The sequence below is a fragment of the Brevundimonas sanguinis genome (genome assembly GCF_029636725.1).
GTDB classification, from domain to species: Bacteria; Pseudomonadota; Alphaproteobacteria; order Caulobacterales; family Caulobacteraceae; genus Brevundimonas; species Brevundimonas sanguinis.
The window spans coordinates 3,045,739-3,063,090 of sequence record NZ_CP116770.1 but is presented as its reverse complement, the minus strand read 5'-3'; the positions used below and the strand labels follow the sequence as shown (position 1 = coordinate 3,063,090).

The 17,352-nt window shown below is 70.8% G+C and carries 14 protein-coding genes; 8 read left to right on the top strand and 6 right to left on the bottom strand.

Going from position 1 to position 17,352, the window contains the following annotated elements; translation table 11 throughout:
- Nucleotides 1-485 precede the first annotated feature (485 nt).
- From rpsT to mutM, 3 genes are all read right to left on the bottom strand, one after another.
- The gene (gene rpsT, locus PIB44_RS15140; RefSeq protein ID WP_025978008.1) at nucleotides 486-755 is read right to left on the bottom strand and encodes a 30S ribosomal protein S20; all 270 of its coding nucleotides are present in this window, start codon (nucleotides 753-755) and stop codon (nucleotides 486-488) included.
- Nucleotides 756-921: 166 nt separating this feature from the next.
- Nucleotides 922-1,707, bottom strand: coding sequence for an enoyl-CoA hydratase (locus PIB44_RS15135; RefSeq protein ID WP_138142320.1), 786 nt, complete (start codon nucleotides 1,705-1,707; stop codon nucleotides 922-924).
- 136 nt (nucleotides 1,708-1,843) lie between these two features.
- Nucleotides 1,844-2,704 (bottom strand): bifunctional DNA-formamidopyrimidine glycosylase/DNA-(apurinic or apyrimidinic site) lyase, encoded by an 861-nt coding sequence (gene mutM, locus PIB44_RS15130; RefSeq protein WP_278070001.1) that lies wholly within the window; start codon nucleotides 2,702-2,704, stop codon nucleotides 1,844-1,846.
- 61 nt (nucleotides 2,705-2,765) lie between these two features.
- On the opposite strand from mutM, the gene PIB44_RS15125 reads away from it, so the two are divergent.
- The 8 genes from PIB44_RS15125 to PIB44_RS15090 all read left to right on the top strand — a co-directional run bounded on the left by PIB44_RS15125 (nucleotide 2,766) and on the right by PIB44_RS15090 (nucleotide 10,137).
- The gene (locus tag PIB44_RS15125; protein ID WP_278070000.1) at nucleotides 2,766-3,665 is read left to right on the top strand and encodes a class I SAM-dependent methyltransferase; all 900 of its coding nucleotides are present in this window, start codon (nucleotides 2,766-2,768) and stop codon (nucleotides 3,663-3,665) included.
- Nucleotides 3,666-3,738: 73 nt separating this feature from the next.
- A complete protein-coding gene (locus tag PIB44_RS15120) occupies nucleotides 3,739-4,476 on the top strand; it encodes a pseudouridine synthase (RefSeq protein WP_278069999.1) in 738 nt (245 codons plus the stop codon).
- A gap of 225 nt (nucleotides 4,477-4,701) precedes the next feature.
- Entirely contained in the window at nucleotides 4,702-5,340 is a 639-nt protein-coding gene (locus PIB44_RS15115) for a phosphoribosylanthranilate isomerase (protein ID WP_278069998.1), read from the top strand.
- A gap of 32 nt (nucleotides 5,341-5,372) precedes the next feature.
- Nucleotides 5,373-6,587, top strand: a complete 1,215-nt coding sequence (gene trpB, locus PIB44_RS15110) for a tryptophan synthase subunit beta (protein WP_134581820.1) — start codon at nucleotides 5,373-5,375, stop codon at nucleotides 6,585-6,587.
- Complete coding sequence (locus tag PIB44_RS15105; RefSeq protein WP_134581819.1) at nucleotides 6,587-7,075, top strand: hypothetical protein; 489 nt, start codon at nucleotides 6,587-6,589, stop codon at nucleotides 7,073-7,075. The genes trpB and PIB44_RS15105 overlap by 1 nt, the downstream gene beginning before the upstream one ends.
- Nucleotides 7,072-7,929: a tryptophan synthase subunit alpha gene (gene trpA, locus PIB44_RS15100; protein ID WP_278069997.1), complete on the top strand. Its 858-nt coding sequence runs from the start codon at nucleotides 7,072-7,074 to the stop codon at nucleotides 7,927-7,929. The genes PIB44_RS15105 and trpA overlap by 4 nt, the downstream gene beginning before the upstream one ends.
- Nucleotides 7,930-7,939: 10 nt before the next feature.
- Complete coding sequence (locus PIB44_RS15095; RefSeq protein WP_025978017.1) at nucleotides 7,940-8,839, top strand: acetyl-CoA carboxylase carboxyltransferase subunit beta; 900 nt, start codon at nucleotides 7,940-7,942, stop codon at nucleotides 8,837-8,839.
- 11 nt (nucleotides 8,840-8,850) lie between these two features.
- The gene (locus PIB44_RS15090; protein WP_278069996.1) at nucleotides 8,851-10,137 is read left to right on the top strand and encodes a bifunctional folylpolyglutamate synthase/dihydrofolate synthase; all 1,287 of its coding nucleotides are present in this window, start codon (nucleotides 8,851-8,853) and stop codon (nucleotides 10,135-10,137) included.
- Nucleotides 10,138-10,383: 246 nt separating this feature from the next.
- Here PIB44_RS15090 and trxA read toward each other — a convergent pair whose 3' ends face one another.
- The 3 genes from trxA to addB form a co-directional block, all read right to left on the bottom strand.
- Entirely contained in the window at nucleotides 10,384-10,716 is a 333-nt protein-coding gene (gene trxA / locus PIB44_RS15085; protein ID WP_278069995.1) for a thioredoxin, read from the bottom strand.
- A gap of 125 nt (nucleotides 10,717-10,841) precedes the next feature.
- The gene (gene addA, locus PIB44_RS15080; RefSeq protein WP_278069994.1) at nucleotides 10,842-14,279 is read right to left on the bottom strand and encodes a double-strand break repair helicase AddA; all 3,438 of its coding nucleotides are present in this window, start codon (nucleotides 14,277-14,279) and stop codon (nucleotides 10,842-10,844) included.
- Nucleotides 14,276-17,350, bottom strand: coding sequence for a double-strand break repair protein AddB (gene addB / locus PIB44_RS15075; protein ID WP_278069993.1), 3,075 nt, complete (start codon nucleotides 17,348-17,350; stop codon nucleotides 14,276-14,278). The genes addA and addB overlap by 4 nt, the downstream gene beginning before the upstream one ends.
- Nucleotides 17,351-17,352: the final 2 nt, after the last annotated feature.

Genomic DNA, 17,352 nt, shown 5'->3' with positions numbered 1-17,352 from the left:
GAAGAACACCCGCCACAAGAGTTATCACCGACGAACGCTCTTCGAGACGAGGTCCGGGGACGACTTCTCTCGTCTCGCGAAGCCGGGCTTCGCAAGCGGGGTCGTACTCACAGACAGACATCTCGCGCCGAGGGAAATCATTGATTTCCCTCGTCTTCATCCAGACAGGATGGAAGTGCGTTACCCCCTCAACTTACCCTCGGAACGGCGGAGATCAACGCTGATTCGAGTCGAGATTCGCACTTAAATTGATTGACTCCAGCAAACCCCGGCAGGGCTTAGGAAAATGGCGATTTCGCCTTAATCAATCGCCGGAGTCGGCCGGTCTGACTTAGCAGCAGACAGCAAGACGGCGAGGGAGCTTGCGCTTCCTCGCCGTTGAAATTCATGCATTTTTTCACGAAACGCCGGTTAAGGGCCTTCCGTGGCCGTCGCATTGCGCTGTTTGACGAAGCCGTGAAGACCCGTCCGAGCGCGGTGCGAAATCAGGCGGCCGACAGCTTCTTCAGCTGGGCGGCCAGACGGCTGACCTTGCGCGAGCCGGTGTTCTTGTGAACCACGCCCTTGGACACGGCGCGCATCAGTTCCGACTGGGCGGTGATGAACGCAGCCTTGGCGGATTCCACGTCGCCGCCCGTGACGGCTTCCTGGAACTTGCGCAGGTAGGTGCGAACGCGGGTGCGGCGGGCCTTGTTCACTTCGGTCCGCGCTTCGATCTTGCGGATCGCCTTGCGGGCGCCTGCATTGTTGGCCATCGGGTAAAAACCTTCGAACGAAAACGCCGTAAACCACACGTCCACGGCGAGAAAATCTCAAGAGCGGGCGGCTATAGCGGAAAGCCTCCGAACGGTCAACGCGATCCGCCCGGAATTGAGTCGGGGCCGGGGTTTGCGCCCCATGCGGCCGGCCCCGACGCCGGACTCAGCGGCCGGTGAAGGCGGGCTTCCGCTTCTCGACGAAGGCGGCCATGCCCTCTTTCTGGTCGTCGAAGGCGAACAGGGAGTGGAACAGCCGGCGCTCGAACACCACGCCTTGCGCCAGGGTCGTCTCGAAGGCGGCGTTGACCAGCTCCTTATTGGCCATGACGGCCAGGATTGATTGTCCGGCGATCTTGGCGGCGGCGGCGCGCGCCTCGTCCAACAGGGCGTCAGACGCCACGACGCGCGACACCAGACCCGAGCGTTCGGCCTCGGCGGCGTCCATCATTCGGCCGGTCAGGCACATGTCCATCGCCTTGGCCTTGCCCACGGCGCGGGTCAGGCGCTGCGAGCCGCCGATCCCGGGCGCCACGCCCAGATTGATCTCGGGCTGGCCGAACTTCGCCGTGTCCGAGGCGATGATGAAGTCGCACAGCATGGCCAGCTCGCAGCCGCCGCCCAGGGCATAGCCCGAGACCGCCGCAATGATCGGCTTGCGGAAGCTCGCCACCCGATCATGGGCGCGGGCGAAGAAGTTGCCGCGATACATGTCGGCATAGGCCTGATCCGCCATCTCCTTGATGTCGGCGCCCGCCGCGAACGCCTTGGCCGAGCCGGTCAGCACCACGCAGCGCACGCTGTCGTCGTCGGCCACGCTCTCCAGAAAGTCTCCCAGTTCGCCGGTCAGGGTGGTGTTCAGCGCGTTCAGCGCCTCGGGCCGGTTCAGGGTGACGACCGCATAGCCGTCCGCGTGGCGTTCGATCAGCAGGGTGGAATAGGCGTCGGCCATGAGGGGCTCCCGAAATGGCGAATGGCGAGTGGCGAGTGATTAGAAGGTTCTGTCGGTCTCAGACAAGGCTTGGAGGGTCGCTGCATCGCGCCAACCTCTTGCTTTGGCACGTCACTCGCCACTCGCCACTCGTCACTCACTTCTGACAGACCGGGCAGAAGAAGGTCGAGCGGCCCCCCTGCACGATGCGCTTGACCACGCCGCGACAGCCTTCGGTGCGGCACGGCCCATGCTCGCGGCCGTAGACGTCGAAACGATGCTGGAAGTAGCCCTGGCCGCCCTCAACGTTGGCGAAATCCTTCAAGGTCGAGCCGCCCGCGGCGATGGCGTCATGCAGGACGTTGCGGACCTCGACCGCCAGCCGCTCCAGCCGCGGACGGCTGACCTTGCCCGCCGCCGTCAGGGGCGAGATGTGCGCCCGATACAGGGCCTCGCACACATATATGTTGCCCAGACCCGCCACGATGCTCTGATCCAGCAGGCTGACCTTGATGTTCTGCGCCTTGCCCGCGAAGGCTTCGGCCAGGTGCGCGCCCGAGAAGGCGTTGCCCAGCGGTTCCGGCCCCAGCTTGGCGAACCAGGCGTGGCCCTCGACCGCCTCGGTCGGGATCAGGCCCATGAAGCCGAAGCGCCGCGCATCGGCGTAGCCCAGCCGCGTCAGCACCCCGTCCCGGTCGGCGGTCAGGCTCATATGCTCATGCTTGCCCACGACGGGGGCGTTCGTTTCGAACAGGCCGGGGGCGACGCCCTCCAGAGTGAAGCGGCCGGCCATGCCTAGGTGCGTGATCCAGGTCTCGCCGGTCGACAGGGGAAACAGCAGGTATTTCGCCCGCCGGTCCAGCTGCAGCACCGTCGCCCCGTCCAGCCGCTCCACGAAGCGTTCGGGAAAGGGAAAGCGCAGGTCCGGCCGGTTCTGACGCGGCGCGCTCAGGCGGGCGCCTTCCAGCACGGGCTGAAGGCCGCGACGGACGGTTTCGACTTCGGGTAATTCGGGCATGGACCACAGCTTAGGCGCGGGCGGCTTCTCGGGCGAGGGGGGAAGGGATTATAGGCGGGGGATGACCATGCTTCTCTACGGCCGCCCGCCCGCCGTGTTCGATCCGCCCACGACGGCGATCCAGACCTCGCCCCTGATCCCCGGCTCGAGCGCGCTGGAGACGGTCGCGCCCGGCTCGGCCGAGGGCGTCATGCTCTACGCCCCGCCGGGCGCGGTGGAGCGGCGCTATACGCTGGCCCTGGCGCTGAGGGCGCTGAAGCCCGGCGGGCGGCTGGACGTCATGGCGCCCAAGGACAAGGGCGGCTCGCGCCTGGGCAAGGAGCTGAAGGGCTTCGGTCTGGACGTCGCCGAGACGGCCAAGGCTCACCATCGCCGCTGCATCGTCATCCGCCCCGAGGCGGTCGAGGGGCTGGACGCCGCCATCGAAGCGGGCGCGCCGCGCGTGGTTCCGGGGCTGGAGGCCTGGTCGCAGCCGGGCGTCTTCGCCTGGGACCGGATCGATCCGGGCACGGCCCTGCTGGCGCAGGTGCTGCCGCCGCTGAAGGGCGCGGGCGCCGATCTGGGCTGCGGTTTCGGGGCGCTGTCGACGGTGGTGCTGCGCGCGCCCGCCGTGACGGCGCTGCGGCTGGTCGACATCGACCGGCGCGCGGTCGAGGCGGCGCGGCGCAACGTCGAGGACGCGCGCGCCAGCTTCGACTGGGCGGATGTGCGGACGCTGGAGGGGGCGGGCGATCTGGATTTCATCGTCAGCAATCCGCCTTTCCACGACGGCGGGGCCGAGGACCGGCGGCTGGGCCAGAACTTCATCCGCAAGGCGGCCGAGATGCTGCGGAAGGGCGGGACGGCCTGGATCGTCGCCAACCGCCACCTGCCCTATGAGGCCGAACTGGACGCCGCCTTTAAGCGGGTGCGGATGGTCGTGGATCAGGGCGGCTACAAGATTTTCGAGGCGGTGAAGTGAGCCCGCCCTCAAGCAGCCCGAAGGGCGATAGGGCGAGGCATAAGGCCTCAAGCAGCCCGAAGGGCGGTAGGGCATGAGCAAGAAGATTCCAACGTCCCGCGTGGACAAGCTGCTGGGCTCGATGGGCTACGGCTCGCGGGCCGAGATGGCGCGGCTGGGCAAGGCGGGCGGCGTCGTGCTGGACGGCGCCGATCTGACCGATGTGTCGAAACGCATTCCGGTGACGCCCGACCTGACGAGCCGCATGGAGATCGACGGCGAGCCGCTGGATCCCGTGCCTGGCCTTGTCATCCTGTTGAATAAACCGCTGGGCATGACCTGCTCGCACAAGGAGGACGGGGCGCTGGTCTATGACGTCCTGCCCGACCGCTGGCGGCGGCGCGATCCGGCGATCTCGACCATCGGGCGGCTGGACAAGCAGACCTCGGGCCTGCTGCTGCTGACCGACGACGGCGACCTGCTGCACCGGGTGATCAGCCCAAAGCGTCAGGTGGCCAAGGTCTATCGCGCGACGCTGGCGCGGCCGCTGAACGGGACAGAGGGGGCGCTGTTCGCCTCGGGCGAACTGGTGCTGGAGGGCGAGGACAAGCCCCTGGCGCCCGCCGTGCTGGAGGCGGTATCGCCGACCGAGGCGCTCCTGACGGTGACGGAGGGGCGCTACCACCAGGTGCGTCGGATGTTCGCGGCGGCGGGCAACCACGTCGAGGCCCTCCACCGCGAGCGGCTGGGCGGGCTGGCTTTGCCGGACGATCTGGCGTTGGGGGAATGGCGGCTGCTGAGCGAGAGCGAGATCGCGTCGATCTTCGCCTGAACCACTCTTTCGTCATCCTCCGACGAGCGTAGCGAGATCGGGGGACCCAGCGGCGCCCGTCAGGGCGAAAGACCCACGCGCCGCGCTTGCCGCAAGGATCGCCTTCGGCGCCGCTGGGTCCCCCGGTCTGCGCCGCTTGCGCGGCTTGCCGGAGGATGACGAGGGGTAAGGGAGGGGAAGTGCGGCGCTTGACCTCTCCCCCGCAGTCGCGCACCTGATTTGCGCATGACCCTGACCAAGATCTGCGGCCTGACGACGCCGGATACGCTGGATGCGGCGCTCGACGGCGGGGCGGCCTTTGTCGGGGCGGTGGTGTTTCCGAAGAGCCCGCGCCACATCCCGCCGCTGCACGCCGCCACCCTGTTCGACCGGGCGCGAGGGCGCGCCAAGGTGGTCGCCGTCCTGGTCGACCCCGACGACGCCCTGCTGAGCGAAGTCGCTTTGATCCTGCGGCCTGACCTGATCCAGCTGCACGGCCACGAGACGCCGGCCCGCGCGGCCGAGGCGCGGCGGTTGACGGGGGCGGGGATCATCAAGGCGCTGCCGATCCGGGACGAGGCGGACTTCGCCTCCGTCGCCGATTGGGCGGACGTCGCCGATCACCTGCTGTTCGACGCCAAGCCGCCGAAAGGGGCCGATCTGCCCGGCGGAGTGGGGGCGTCGTTCGACTGGACCCTGATGCGCAACCGGGCGCTTCCGGCAAACTGGTTCCTCGCGGGCGGGCTGTCGCCGGAAAATCTCACCGAAGCGGTGCGGATTTCAGGGGCGCCGATGGTCGATGTCTCCTCTGGCGTCGAAAGCGCGCCGGGTGTTAAGGACCCTGACCTGATCCACGCCTTCCTCAAGGCCGTATCCCGGTCCTGATTTCGTCGCCTTCCCGCGAAAGACTGCCGCTCGTGAACGCATTTCTCCCCAATATCTACGCCTGGCCCGACGCTGACGGCCGCTTCGGCCCCTATGGCGGCCGTTTCGTGCCCGAGACCCTGATGCCGCTGATCCATGAACTGGAGGCGGCCTATAAGGCTGCCAAGGCGGACCCGAGCTTCCAGGCCGAGCTGGACGGCTATCTGGAGCACTACGTCGGTCGCGCCAGCCCGCTCTATTTCGCCGAGCGGCTGACCGAGCATTTCGGCGGCGCCAAGATCTGGCTGAAGCGCGAGGACCTGAACCACACGGGCGCGCACAAGATCAACAACTGCATGGGCCAGATCCTGCTGGCCCGCCGCATGGGCAAGACGCGCATCATCGCCGAGACCGGCGCCGGTCAGCACGGGGTCGCCTCGGCCACCGTCTGCGCCCGCTTCGGCCTGCCCTGCACCGTCTACATGGGCGCCGTCGACGTGGCCCGACAGCAGCCGAACGTCTTCCGCATGAAGCTGCTGGGCGCCGAGGTCTCGGCGGTGACGGCCGGGGCGGCGACGCTGAAGGACGCCATGAACGAGGCGATGCGCGACTGGGTCACCAACGTCGCCGACACCTATTACATCATCGGCACGGCGGCGGGCCCGGCCCCCTATCCGGCCATGGTGCGCGACTTCCAGTCGGTGATCGGCAAGGAGATCAAGGCCCAGGCCCAGCGCCAGATCGGCCGCCTGCCCGACGCCGTCATGGCCTGCATCGGCGGCGGATCGAACGCCATCGGCGCCATGCACCCCTTCATCGAGGACGAGGGCGTGCGCCTGATCGGGGTCGAGGCGGCGGGCCACGGCCTGGACACCCCCGACCACGCCGCCAGCCTGAAGGGCGGGCGCTCGGGCGTGCTGCACGGCAACCGCACCTATCTGCTGCAGGACGCCGACGGCCAGATTCTGGAGGGCCACTCCATCTCAGCGGGCCTCGACTATCCGGGCATCGGGCCGGAGCACGCCTGGCTGCACGATCTGGGTCGCGGCGAATATCTGTCGGCCACCGACGACGAGGCGCTGGAAGCGTTCCAGACCCTGTGCAAACTGGAAGGCATCATCCCGGCGCTGGAGTCGTCGCACGCCCTGGCGCGCGCCGGCGAGGTGGCCCGGGACCTCGGCAAGGGGGGCGATCTGGTCATCGTCCTGTCGGGCCGGGGCGACAAGGACATTAACACCGTGGCTCAACACCTGGGCGTGGAGTTGTAATGATGAAGACCCTGCTGATCGCCGCCCTTCTGGCGGCCGCTTCGCCCAGCCTGACCCTGGCGCAGAACACCGCTGCGCCCGCCCAACAGGCGCCGGTGCAGACGGCGCCGACCGTCCCGCCCGGCCCGGCGGCGACAGGAATGCCGGTCCTGCCTCCGGCGACCGAGGCGGCCGACTGCGGCGGCCTGCTGCGCAGCCCCGCCTTCTGCGTGACGGCGCAACTGGACCAGATCGGCGCCCTGGCCGACGCCTATACGGAACATCTGGGCACGCTGAACTGGCTGGCGGCGGACGGGGACGACAACCGCGTCATCTTCGTGCGGCGCCGCGAGGGCGGCGGCTGCGACGGCCTGCAGATGGTCGCCTTCTATGACGAGAGCAAACCGGCCGAGGCGACGGCGCCGGGCTATCTGGGCTTCGCGGTCATTCCCGGCGACGTCTGCACCTCGGGCCCGGCTTCGCCGGTCGCCGGAACCCTGCCGCAATGACGACCGCACGCATCGACGCCCGCTTCGCCAAGCTGAAGGCTGAGAACCGGGCCGGTTTCGTCCCCTATGTCATGACCGGCGACCCCAGCCGGGATGAGGCGCTGGAGATCCTGAAGGGCCTGCCCGCCGCCGGGGCCGACCTGATCGAACTGGGCCTTGCCTTCTCGGATCCGATGGCCGAGGGGCCGCCGATCCAGCGCGCCGCCCTGCGCGGGTTGAAGGCGGGGATGACCCTGCGCGGCACGCTCGACCTGGTGGCCGACTTCCGCAAGGTCGATCAGGATACGCCGCTGATCCTGATGGGCTATCTGAACCCGGTGGAATCCTACGGCTATGAAGCCTTCGCCCGCGACGCGGCCGAGGCCGGGGTGGACGGCATCATCGTCGTCGACTGCCCGCCGGAAGAGGCCGGGCCGCTGTCCGCCGCCCTGGACGCGGCCGAAGTTTCGCTGATCCGGCTGGCCACGCCGACCTCTGACGACGACCGCCTCAAGGTCATCGCCGAGGGCACATCGGGCTTCGTCTATTACGTCTCGGTCTCCGGTGTGACCGGGGTGAAGGAGGCCGTCGCCGCCGAGGTGGCGCCCGCCGTCGAGCGCGTGCGACGCGCCGCCGGCCTGCCCGTCGCCGTCGGCTTCGGCGTCCGCACGCCCGAACGCGCCGCCGAGATCGCCCGCGTCGCCGACGCCGTCGTCGCCGGTTCGGTCTTCGTGAACGAAGTCGCCGCCGCCCTAGAGGCGAACGAACCGGCTGTCCCCCGCGTTCTGGCCAAGGTGAAGACGCTGTCCGATGCGGTGAAAGCCGCGCGAACGAGTGCGCCCCAGAATAGTGATTTCCTCGCGGAAACCGTCTAAAGGCCCGCCCATGGTCGATAAACATCCTGAGAACAAGGCTCGCGGCGGCTGGCTGTCGCGTTTCGCGCCCGGCGTGCGCAAGATCGTCAGCCCGCGCGACACCCCGGACAATCTGTGGGTCAAGGATCCCGACACGGGCGAGATGCTGTTCCGCTCGGACCTGGAGGCGGCCCTGTGGGTCACGCCGTCGGGCCGTCATATGCGGATCAATGCGCCCACGCGCCTGAAGGCCACCTTCGACGACGGCCTGTATGAGAGCATCGACACGCCCGACGTGCCGGAAGACCCGCTGAAGTTCTCGGACGGCAAGCCCTATCGCGACCGCCTGTCGGCGGCGCGCAAGGCGGCCGGCCGCAAGGACACCATGGCCATCGGCTATGGCCGCATCGGCGGCGCGCCCGCCGTGGTCATCGTCCAGGACTTCACCTTCATGGGCGGCTCGCTGGGCATGGCGGCGGGCGAGGCCTTCATCGCCGCCGCGCGCGAGGCGGTGAAGCGCAATGTTCCCTTCGTCTGCTACACCGCCGCCGGCGGGGCGCGGATGCAGGAAGGCGCCCTGTCGCTGATGCAGATGGCCCGCACCACCCTGGCCGTCCAGGAAGTGAAGGCGGCCAAGCTGCCCTACGTCGTGGTGCTGACCGACCCGACCACGGGCGGGGTCACGGCCTCCTACGCCATGCTGGGCGACGTTCACCTGGCCGAGCCGGGCGCCCTGATCGGGTTCGCCGGTCCGCGGGTGATCGAGACCACCATCCGCGAGAAGCTGCCCCCGGGCTTCCAGCGCGCCGAATACCTCAAGGACAAGGGCATGGTGGACAAGGTGGTGTCGCGCGCCGACCTGCCGACGACGCTCGGCCTGATCCTGTCCATGCTGATGAGCGGAACCGCCCAGACGCAGAAGGCGGCGTAAAGCCGGCCCTGATGGACCCGATCTCGGAACGCCTGCGCGCCCGGCATCCCCAGCGCATCGACCTGTCGCTGGACCGGATGCGGGCCCTGTGCGCCGCGCTCGGCGATCCGCAGGACAGGTTGCCGCCGGTGGTCCATGTCGCGGGCACCAACGGCAAGGGCTCGACCGTCGCCCTGATCCGCGCGATCGCGGAAGCGGCAGGCCTGCGCGTCCACGCCTACACCTCGCCGCATCTGGTGCGGTTCAATGAGCGCATCCGCCTGGCCGGCAAGCTGATCGAGAACGAGGCGCTGAACGCCGTCCTCGACCGGGTCGAGGCGGCGATGGCCCAGACGGGCGGCCAGGCCACGGTGTTTGAAAGCACCACGGCGGCGGGCTTCCTGGCCATGAGCGAAACCCCCGCCGACCTGGCCGTCATCGAGGTCGGTCTGGGCGGATCGCTGGACGCCACCAATGTCATCGCCCGGCCGCTGCTCAGCGTCATCACCCCGGTCGACCTGGACCACGCCGAGTTCCTGGGCACGAGTATCGAGGGCGTGGCGGGCGAGAAGGCGGGCATCCTCAAGGCGGGCGCGCGCGGCGTCGTGGCGCGCCAGTCCGAGGCGGCCATGGCGGTGATCGCGCGGCGCGCGGCGGAGGTGGGCTCGCCCCTGACCGTCATGGGCGTGGACTTCGACGCCTGGGCCGAGCGCGACGGCCTGGCCTATCAGGATCCGGAGCGGTTCCTGGACCTGCCCGCGCCGGCCCTGGCCGGCGCGCACCAGTTCGACAACGCCGGCGTGGCGATCACAGCCGCGCTGGAGCTGGACCTGCCCGAAGCCGCCATCGCCGAGGGGCTGAAGGCCGTGCGCTGGCCGGCGCGGATGCAGCGGCTGACCGCCGGGCCTTATGCCGACAAGGCCCAGAAGGTTGACGCCGAACTGTGGCTGGACGGGGGGCACAACCCGCACGCGGCTCGCGCCCTGGCCCGCGCCCTGTCCGACCGTCAGGCCCGCGCCCCGCGCCCCACCGCCCTGATCGTCGGCATATTGGCCAACAAGGACGCGGGCGGCTTCTTCGATGCGCTGAAGGGGATCGACGCCCAGGTCTTCACTGTCGGCTTCGCCGGAGCGGCCGCCGAGCCGGAGGCCCTGGCCGCCGTCGCCCAGGGACGCGGCTTCGGCGCCATGGCGGCGGGATCGGTGGACGCCGCGCTCGACCGCGCCCTGGCCCTGGGCGCCGGACGGGTGGTTATCTGCGGCTCGCTGTACCTGGCGGGCGAGGTGCTGGGCGCCAGCCGCGAGACCTGGCCGGTCTGACCCGAGGCGCCGCGCCTCTCGCTCCCCGTACCGGGGAGGGTGGTCGCGAAGCGACCGGGTGGGGAGGGCAAGGCGGTCCTTGGCGCGACGGTCAGCGTATAGCCAAAGCACTGGATCCCGGCGTCCGCCGGGATGAGCGGGATAAAGAAAAGGCGGCGCCCCGTTCGCGGCGCCGCCCCCACCCGGTTTCGGCCTGACGGCCTCAACCCCCCTCCCCGGGACGGGGAGGGAAAAGTCGTGCGTGTGTCAGTCCGCCGTCACGCCGGCTTCGGCCAGCCATTCGACGATCTTGCCCTTGGGCATGGCGCCGACCTTCATCGAGGTCATCTGGCCGTCCTTGAACAGCATCAGGGTCGGGATGCCCTTCACGCCCATCTTGGACGGGACCATGGGGCTGTCGTCGATGTTGACCTTGGCGATGGTCACCTTGCCGGCCAGCTCGTCCGAAATCTGCTCCAGCGCCGGGCCGATCTGCTTGCAGGGGCCGCACCACTCGGCCCAGAAGTCCACCAGGACCGGGGTCGAGGATTTCAGGACGTCGGCGTCGAAGCTGTCGTCGGTGACTTTCACAGTCGCCATTTTAGTCTCCTTAAGGGCGCTATCGCTCGCCGCGCGGCGGCTCGCTGTTTGAGCGCATTTAATAGTCGCGCGCCGACGGCAGCGTCAGCGTTCGGCCACAGATGTGGGTGCGAATCCCGCACAAATCAACGCGCATTTTCGAGAGCGGCGTCCATCAGCCCTTGCGGAACCGCCATCAGCTTCGGCCCGTCGGTCCAGACCAGGGCCGCCTCGACCGCGCGGTCGGGATAGAGGCGGCGCAGAACGGCGGCGTAGATGGCCATCTGCAGCACATAGGCGGGATCGGCGTCCTCGACCCGGTCCGGGGCCGGGCGGTTGGACTTGAAGTCCACCACTAATACGCGTTGTGGCGTGACCACCAGCCGATCGATGCGGCCCGAGATCGACACGCCGGACGGCAGGTCGGGCGCGGTCCCGGTCAGGGCGACCTCGGCGCGGCTGCCGGGGCCGAAGACGGGGGCGAAGCGGGCGTCGTCCAGCACGCCGAAGGCGGCGGCGATCATCTCGGCGCGCTGGTCCTCGCTCAGGTCGCGCTCGCGCGCCAGCATCCGGCGGGCGGCGTCGGGGCGGTCGGACTCCGCCAGGTCGGGCAGGCGCTCCAGCAGGCGGTGGATCAGGTCGCCGCGCCGGAACCGGCCCAGACCCGCGCCGGGGCCTTCGCCGCGCGCCAGCGGGGACGGCGCCGGGATGCGCTTCTGCTCCTGCATCTGCGAGGGCGAGGCGAAGCGGGCGGCGGCGTCGCGCGGCGGGTCGGTCCGCGCCCAGGCGGGGGCCTCCGCGCGCATCTCGACCGTGGCGACGGCGGCGGGCAGGCTGTCGGGGTCGGCGCCGTAGCGGCGGACGCCGCCGTCCAGCTCGCGCACCTGATCGCCCAGGCGGTCGAAGGTCTCTTCGATCACCGACCACCAGTCACCGGCCTCGGGCGCGCGTTTCGAGCCGCGTCCCATGACGATCACCCGGTCGCGCGCGCGGGTCAGGGCGACGTAGAGCAGGCGCAGAGATTCATCGCCGACCCGCGCCTCGCGCGCCGCCCGGGCGTCGGCCGAGGCGGGGCAGTCCTCCTTGGACGAGCCGGGGCACATCAGCCAGGCCTCGGCGCCGTCCTCCAGCGGGACGGGCATCAGGGACGGCCCCTGCGCCTTCGCCTTCATCGTGGTGTCGGGCAGGATGACGACCGGCGCCTCCAGCCCCTTGGCGCCGTGGACGGTCATGACGCGGACCTCGCCGCGCGGACCCTCCAGTTCGCGCTTCACCTCGACGTCGGCGGCTTCGAGCAGGGCGAGACAGGTCTCCAGGTCAGTCCCGCCGCGCCCCTCGGCGGCCAGCACCTGATTGAGGGTCTCGTCGACGGCTTCCTCGGCCTCGCGGCCCAGCCGGGTCAGGATGCGGGCGCGGCCGGACTGGCCTGTCGCGTCCACCCGGGTCAGCAGGCGGGAGAAGAAGCCGAAGGGGTCGAGGTCGCGGGCGCCGCGCGCCGCGCGCAGCAGGTCCAGCGCCCGGCCCCACTCGGGCCGCTCCTCCGCCCGGCGCTTCAGTTCGCGCCACAGGCCGTCGCGCTTTTCGCGGCCCGCCAGGTCGAACAGGCTGTCCTCGTCCACGTCGCAGAAGGGGCCGCGCAGCACCTCGGCCAGGGTCAGGTCGTCGCCGGGGAAGAGGGCGAACCGGGCGAGCGCCTTCAGGTCGTCGAAGACGATGTGCTGCGACAGCTTCAGCCGGTCGGCGCCGGCCACCGGCGCGCCCGCCGCCTTCAGGGCGCGGATGATCTCTTCAAACGTCGCGTCACGGCGGCGGACCAGGATCAGGAAGTCGCCGTAGCGGCAGGGACGCGGCGTCCCGTCCTTGTCGAAGACGACGACGCCGCTCTCGACCTGGCGGATGATCTCGTTCGCCAGGGTCTGAGCCATGCGCTTGCGGGCGCTGGCGGTTCCTTCCTGATCGACGGGGTCGGTCCAGGCGTCGCGCTCGGGCGGGGCCTCGTCGACGAACAGGGGCCACAGCTCGACGGCGCCGGGCTGGCCTTTTCGGGCGGCGGTGTGATGCGGGATCTCGCCCGTTTCGCCGACCAGGGCGCGGGCTCGTTCGGGCGTGCCGAAGACTGCGTCCACGAAGGTCAGCACCGCCTCCGTCGAGCGGTAGGAGGTCTCCAGCGGCACGCCCTCGAAGGCGCCGCCCGCCCCGGTGATCAGGCTGTCATAGACCTGCGATTCCTGCCTCAGGCGCTCGGGCCGGGCGCCCTGGAAGGAGTAGATGGACTGCTTCTCGTCGCCGACGGCGAAGACGGTGCGGTCGGTGTCCGAGACGGTGAAGAACTCGCCGGTCAGGGCGCGCATGATGGCCCACTGTTCGGGGGCGGTGTCCTGAGCCTCGTCGATCAAGACGTGGTCGACGCCGCCGTCCAGCTTGTACAGCACCCAGGCGGCGGTCGAGCGGACGGTCAGCAGCTCCACCGTGCGGGCCACCAGGTCGGAGAAGTCGAGCGCTCCGTGCGCCGTCTTGGCCGCCTCGTAGAGGGCGGCGTGGGCGTTGGCGAGGGTCAGCAGCTTGATGGTGTCGTCGGCGACCTTGGCGGCGCGCAGCTGGTCGCGGGCGGCCAGGAATTTGTCCTGCAGGTCGGTCAGCCAGCCGACGGCGTCGGGCGGGGCCTGTTTGGTCGCCATCGACTTGCGGGGCGAGCCCGAGCCGGTCAGGAAGACCACGCCCAGGCCGTGGAAGCTCCAGTCGTGGTCGAGGGCGTGGATCAGTTCCGCGGCCCGGTCCTTGTCGGTCTTGGAACCGGTCGCCATCAGCTCGGCCATGCGGCGGGCCTCGGCCCGGTCCAGCCAGCGCAGGAAGTCGGCCTCGATGTCCTCGGGCGTCTTTTGCGGATCGGCCCCGGTCAGGACATGGGGGCCAGGCGCGCGGCCGTCGGCGACGCGGGCGACATAGTCGGTCAGCTCGGCGCGCCGGTTCTCGATCAGGGCCAGCAACTCCTGGAAGCGGCCCCAGTCCAGCTCGACCGCGAAGTGGCTGTAGGCCTGGCCGACCGGCCCCTCGGCGTCATTGAGGGCGGCGCGGGCCAGGTCTTCGCGCGCGGCGTGGCTGAGGGCGATCGCCGCCTCGTTCTCCAGCACGGTGAAGCGCGGCGAGACCCCCGCCTCGATAGGGAAGCGGCGCAGCAGCTTTTCGCAGAAGGCGTGGATGGTCTGGATCTTCAGCCCGCCGGGCGTCTCCAGGGCGCGGGCGAACAGGCGCCGCGCCTCGGACAGGCGGGCGGGGTTGAGGGCGGCGGGGTCGCTGTCGTCCAGCTTGGCCAGCGCGGCCGACAGTTCGCCGTCGTCCATGACGGCCCATTTGCCGAGCGTCTCGAACAGGCGGGCCTGCATCTCGGCGGCGGCGGCCTTGGTGTAGGTCACGCACAGAATGGCAGAGGGCGCGGCGCCGCCCAGCAGCAGGCGCGCCACCCGGCTGACCAGGGTGGTGGTCTTGCCCGATCCCGCGTTGGCGGTGACGAAGACCGAGCGCGCCGGGTCGGCGGCGCGGGTTTGGGGGTTGAGGGCGTCTTCGGGCCGGTTGTGGAGGTTCATTCCGCCTCTCCTTCCTCGGCCCCGCCGATGACGTGCCATTCCCAGACGCGGGCCAAGAGGTTGTAGGGGCTGTAGCTGCCCATCAGGTGCGGCGCGGCCCACGAGAGGTAGGGCGTCTCCGGCCGATCGAACTCGGCGACGCGAGCCATCAGGCCTTGCAGCGCGGCGTCGGACAGGATCTGCGCCTCCGGCCCGGCCGCGCGCACGGCGACCTCGCCCGCCTTCTTGCGGCCGACGACGCGGACGTAGGTCAGCTCCTCGGGCGGCACGGGGCCGTTGGTCTTTTCGAAGCCGCCGGCGGCCAGGATGGCGCCGGTCAGGGTCAGCTGGGGCGCGAAGCCCGCCTTGATCTGTTTGGCCGACGGGACCTGGCCGGTCTTGAAGTCCATGACGGCGGCCGACAGGGCGCCGACCTCGATGCGGTCGGCGTAGGCCTTGACGGTGAAGGGACCGCCCGGCGCCTCGAAGGTCAGCGCGCCCTGCTGCTCGATCAGTAAGGCGACGCCGCGCGCACGTCGGTTCGTCTCGAACCCGGCCAGCCAACGGGCGGCGTTTTTCGCCAGCGGCGCCTCGCGGGCCATGGCGGCGTCCTCGAAGCCGTGGGCGCCCAGCTCCTCCAGCAGCAGGCGCTCGATCACCGCGTCGAGATCGTCGGGCAGCCAGTCAGGCCAGTCCTCGGTCAGGCGCTCGATGGCCTTGTGCACGGCGTTGCCGCGCGCCAGGGCCTCGGCCGAGGCGCCGGGACGCTCTATGGGCTCCAGGTTCAGGATGCGGCGGGCGTAAAGCGCATAGGGGTCGCGGACCCAGCGCTCGACCCCGGTGACATAGAGGCTGCGCGGGCGGCGCTCGACCGGGGGCGTGGGTTTGGGCCTCGGCGCAAGTTTGGCCGGGCCGGGCGGCGGGGCGTCGAGGGCCTCGGTCCAGTCGGCGACGCCGGCGGGGGCGCGGAGCTTGACCGGAGTGTCGGGCGCGTCGGCGCCGCGCGTCAGCATCTCCAGCCGCCACAGCCAGCGCGAGCGCACGGCGGGCTGGCCGCCGCGCCGCTCGCAGTGGACCAGGATCGCCTCCTCGGCGCAGGCGGCCTGGACGAAATCCTGCGCCGTCTGGCCCAGGCGCCGCTCGGGCGCGGGCAGGGGCAGGGCGGCGCGCATCGGCCGTGACAGGAAGGGATCGACCGGGGCGGCGTTGGGCCAGACGCCCTCCTCCAGCCCGGCCAGGATCATGCGGTCGGCCCGCGCCAGCCGCGCTTCGATGGCGCCGAGGATGCGCAAGGACGGATGGGTGGCGCCGCCGGTGCGCACCGTCGTCTCGGCCAGCAAGGCGGCGATCAGGTCGGCGAACTCGGCGGGCGTGGTCTGTCCCAGCGGACCGCCGCCCTCGATCAGGGCCGACAGCAGAGAGGCCGCCGCCTCGCCGTCCGGCCCGGCCCAGGCGGTCTGACCCGCCAGGGTTTCGATCAGGGCGGCCAGGGTGCGGGCCGCCTCGTCCGGCGCACAGGGGCGGGCCGTCGCCAGCGTCTCCAGCCGGTCGGCGAGGGCCTGCGCCCCCTTCAACCGGGCCAGCTTCCAGTCGGCCAGCGGCAGGCCGCCGCGCCGGGGCTGGGCCGCCTTCAGCAGGCGTTCCTGCAGCTGGGACCAGCGGCGCGGGCGCGGGCCGCGCAGGGCGTGCTCCTCCAGCGCCTCGGCGGCGTCGGTGAGCGTCGTCTCGCCCAGATCGAGGCGGACCAGCGGGTGCTTCAGCACGGCCAGCAGGGTTTGCGGCTTCAGCGGCTCGGCCAGGAAGCGGGCGCAAAGGTCGACCAGCACCCCGGCCGTCATCCGCGACAGCGGCTGGCCGGTGGAGGAGTCCGGGACGATGCCCCAGCGCGCCAGCCGCGCCTCGACCCGGCGCGACAGCTGCAGGTCCGGCGTCACCAGGGCGCAGGTGATCGGGCGGCCGTCGGAGCCGCGCTGTTCCAGGCTCTCGCGCATCATCAGGGCGACGGCGGTCGCCGCCTCTTCCTCGGCGCGGACGGACAGGACGGTCAGGCCCGACAGGCCCTCGGCGATGGGGTCGGCGGCGCGGCCCGCCTCGGCCGAGCGGGCGCGCAGGCGCTTGATCTCGGCGCGCCAGTCGTCGGTGGCGTCTGCGGGGCGCAGGGCTTCGTTGATCAGGCGTTGGCGTGCCAGGCCGCGCGCCTCAATGGCGGGTTCGAGGGGCGGCTGGAACCAGGGCTGGACCGCCTCGCGGGCGATCTCGGCCCGGGTCAGCAGGGCCTTCAGCGCGGCCTGCGGATGCTGGTCGTCGATGCGGTCCCAGGCGTCGGCGGCCAGATCGAGATCGAGGCCGGGCAGGACGACCACGCCCTGCGGCGCTTTCGCCACGGCCTTCAGCACATCGGCGGCGGCGGGCACGGTGCCGGTGGACCCGGCGGCGATGACGGGGGGCTGCGGCGGGCGGGCGTCCCACGCCTCGGCCAGACGGCGCAGCAGGGTCGCGCGGCGCCAGGCCGGATCGACGAGGCCGAGCGCCTCCAGCCGCTTGGGCCAGGCCTCGACAGCGAGGCCGAGGAAGCGCGCGCTCTCGCGCCAGTGCTCGGCCAGGTCCTGTCCCGCCAGGGTCGCGACGCGCGACAGGTCCGAGACCTCCTCCAACTGGCAGGAATCGAGAAAGGCGCCGAGCGCATCGGCCATTTCGAGCGCGCGCAGGGGCTTCATCCCCGGCTGGAAGTCTTCGGTGATCATGCGCGCCATCTCGAAGCGGCGCGTCAGGGGGGCGATGGCGGGCGGCAGGTCCAGACCCAGTTCGCCGGGGGCGAAGGGCGGCTCGTCCTCTTCCAGATCGCCGAGCGGCCGCACCTGCGGCAGCAGCACGGGCCGCTCACCCGCCAGCTTGCCCAGGGCGAAGGAGAAGGCGCGGGCGGCGCGGCGGTTGGGCAGCAGGATGGTGGCGTCGGTCAGGGTCTCTGGCGGGGCGTCGCCCAGCCAGTCGAGGACGCCTGCCGCCAGGTCCTCGAGAAAGGGCCGCCAGGCGGGCACGGCGCGCCAGCGCGGACCTTCACCCGAGAAAGGATCGAAACGCCCCCCGATCATCG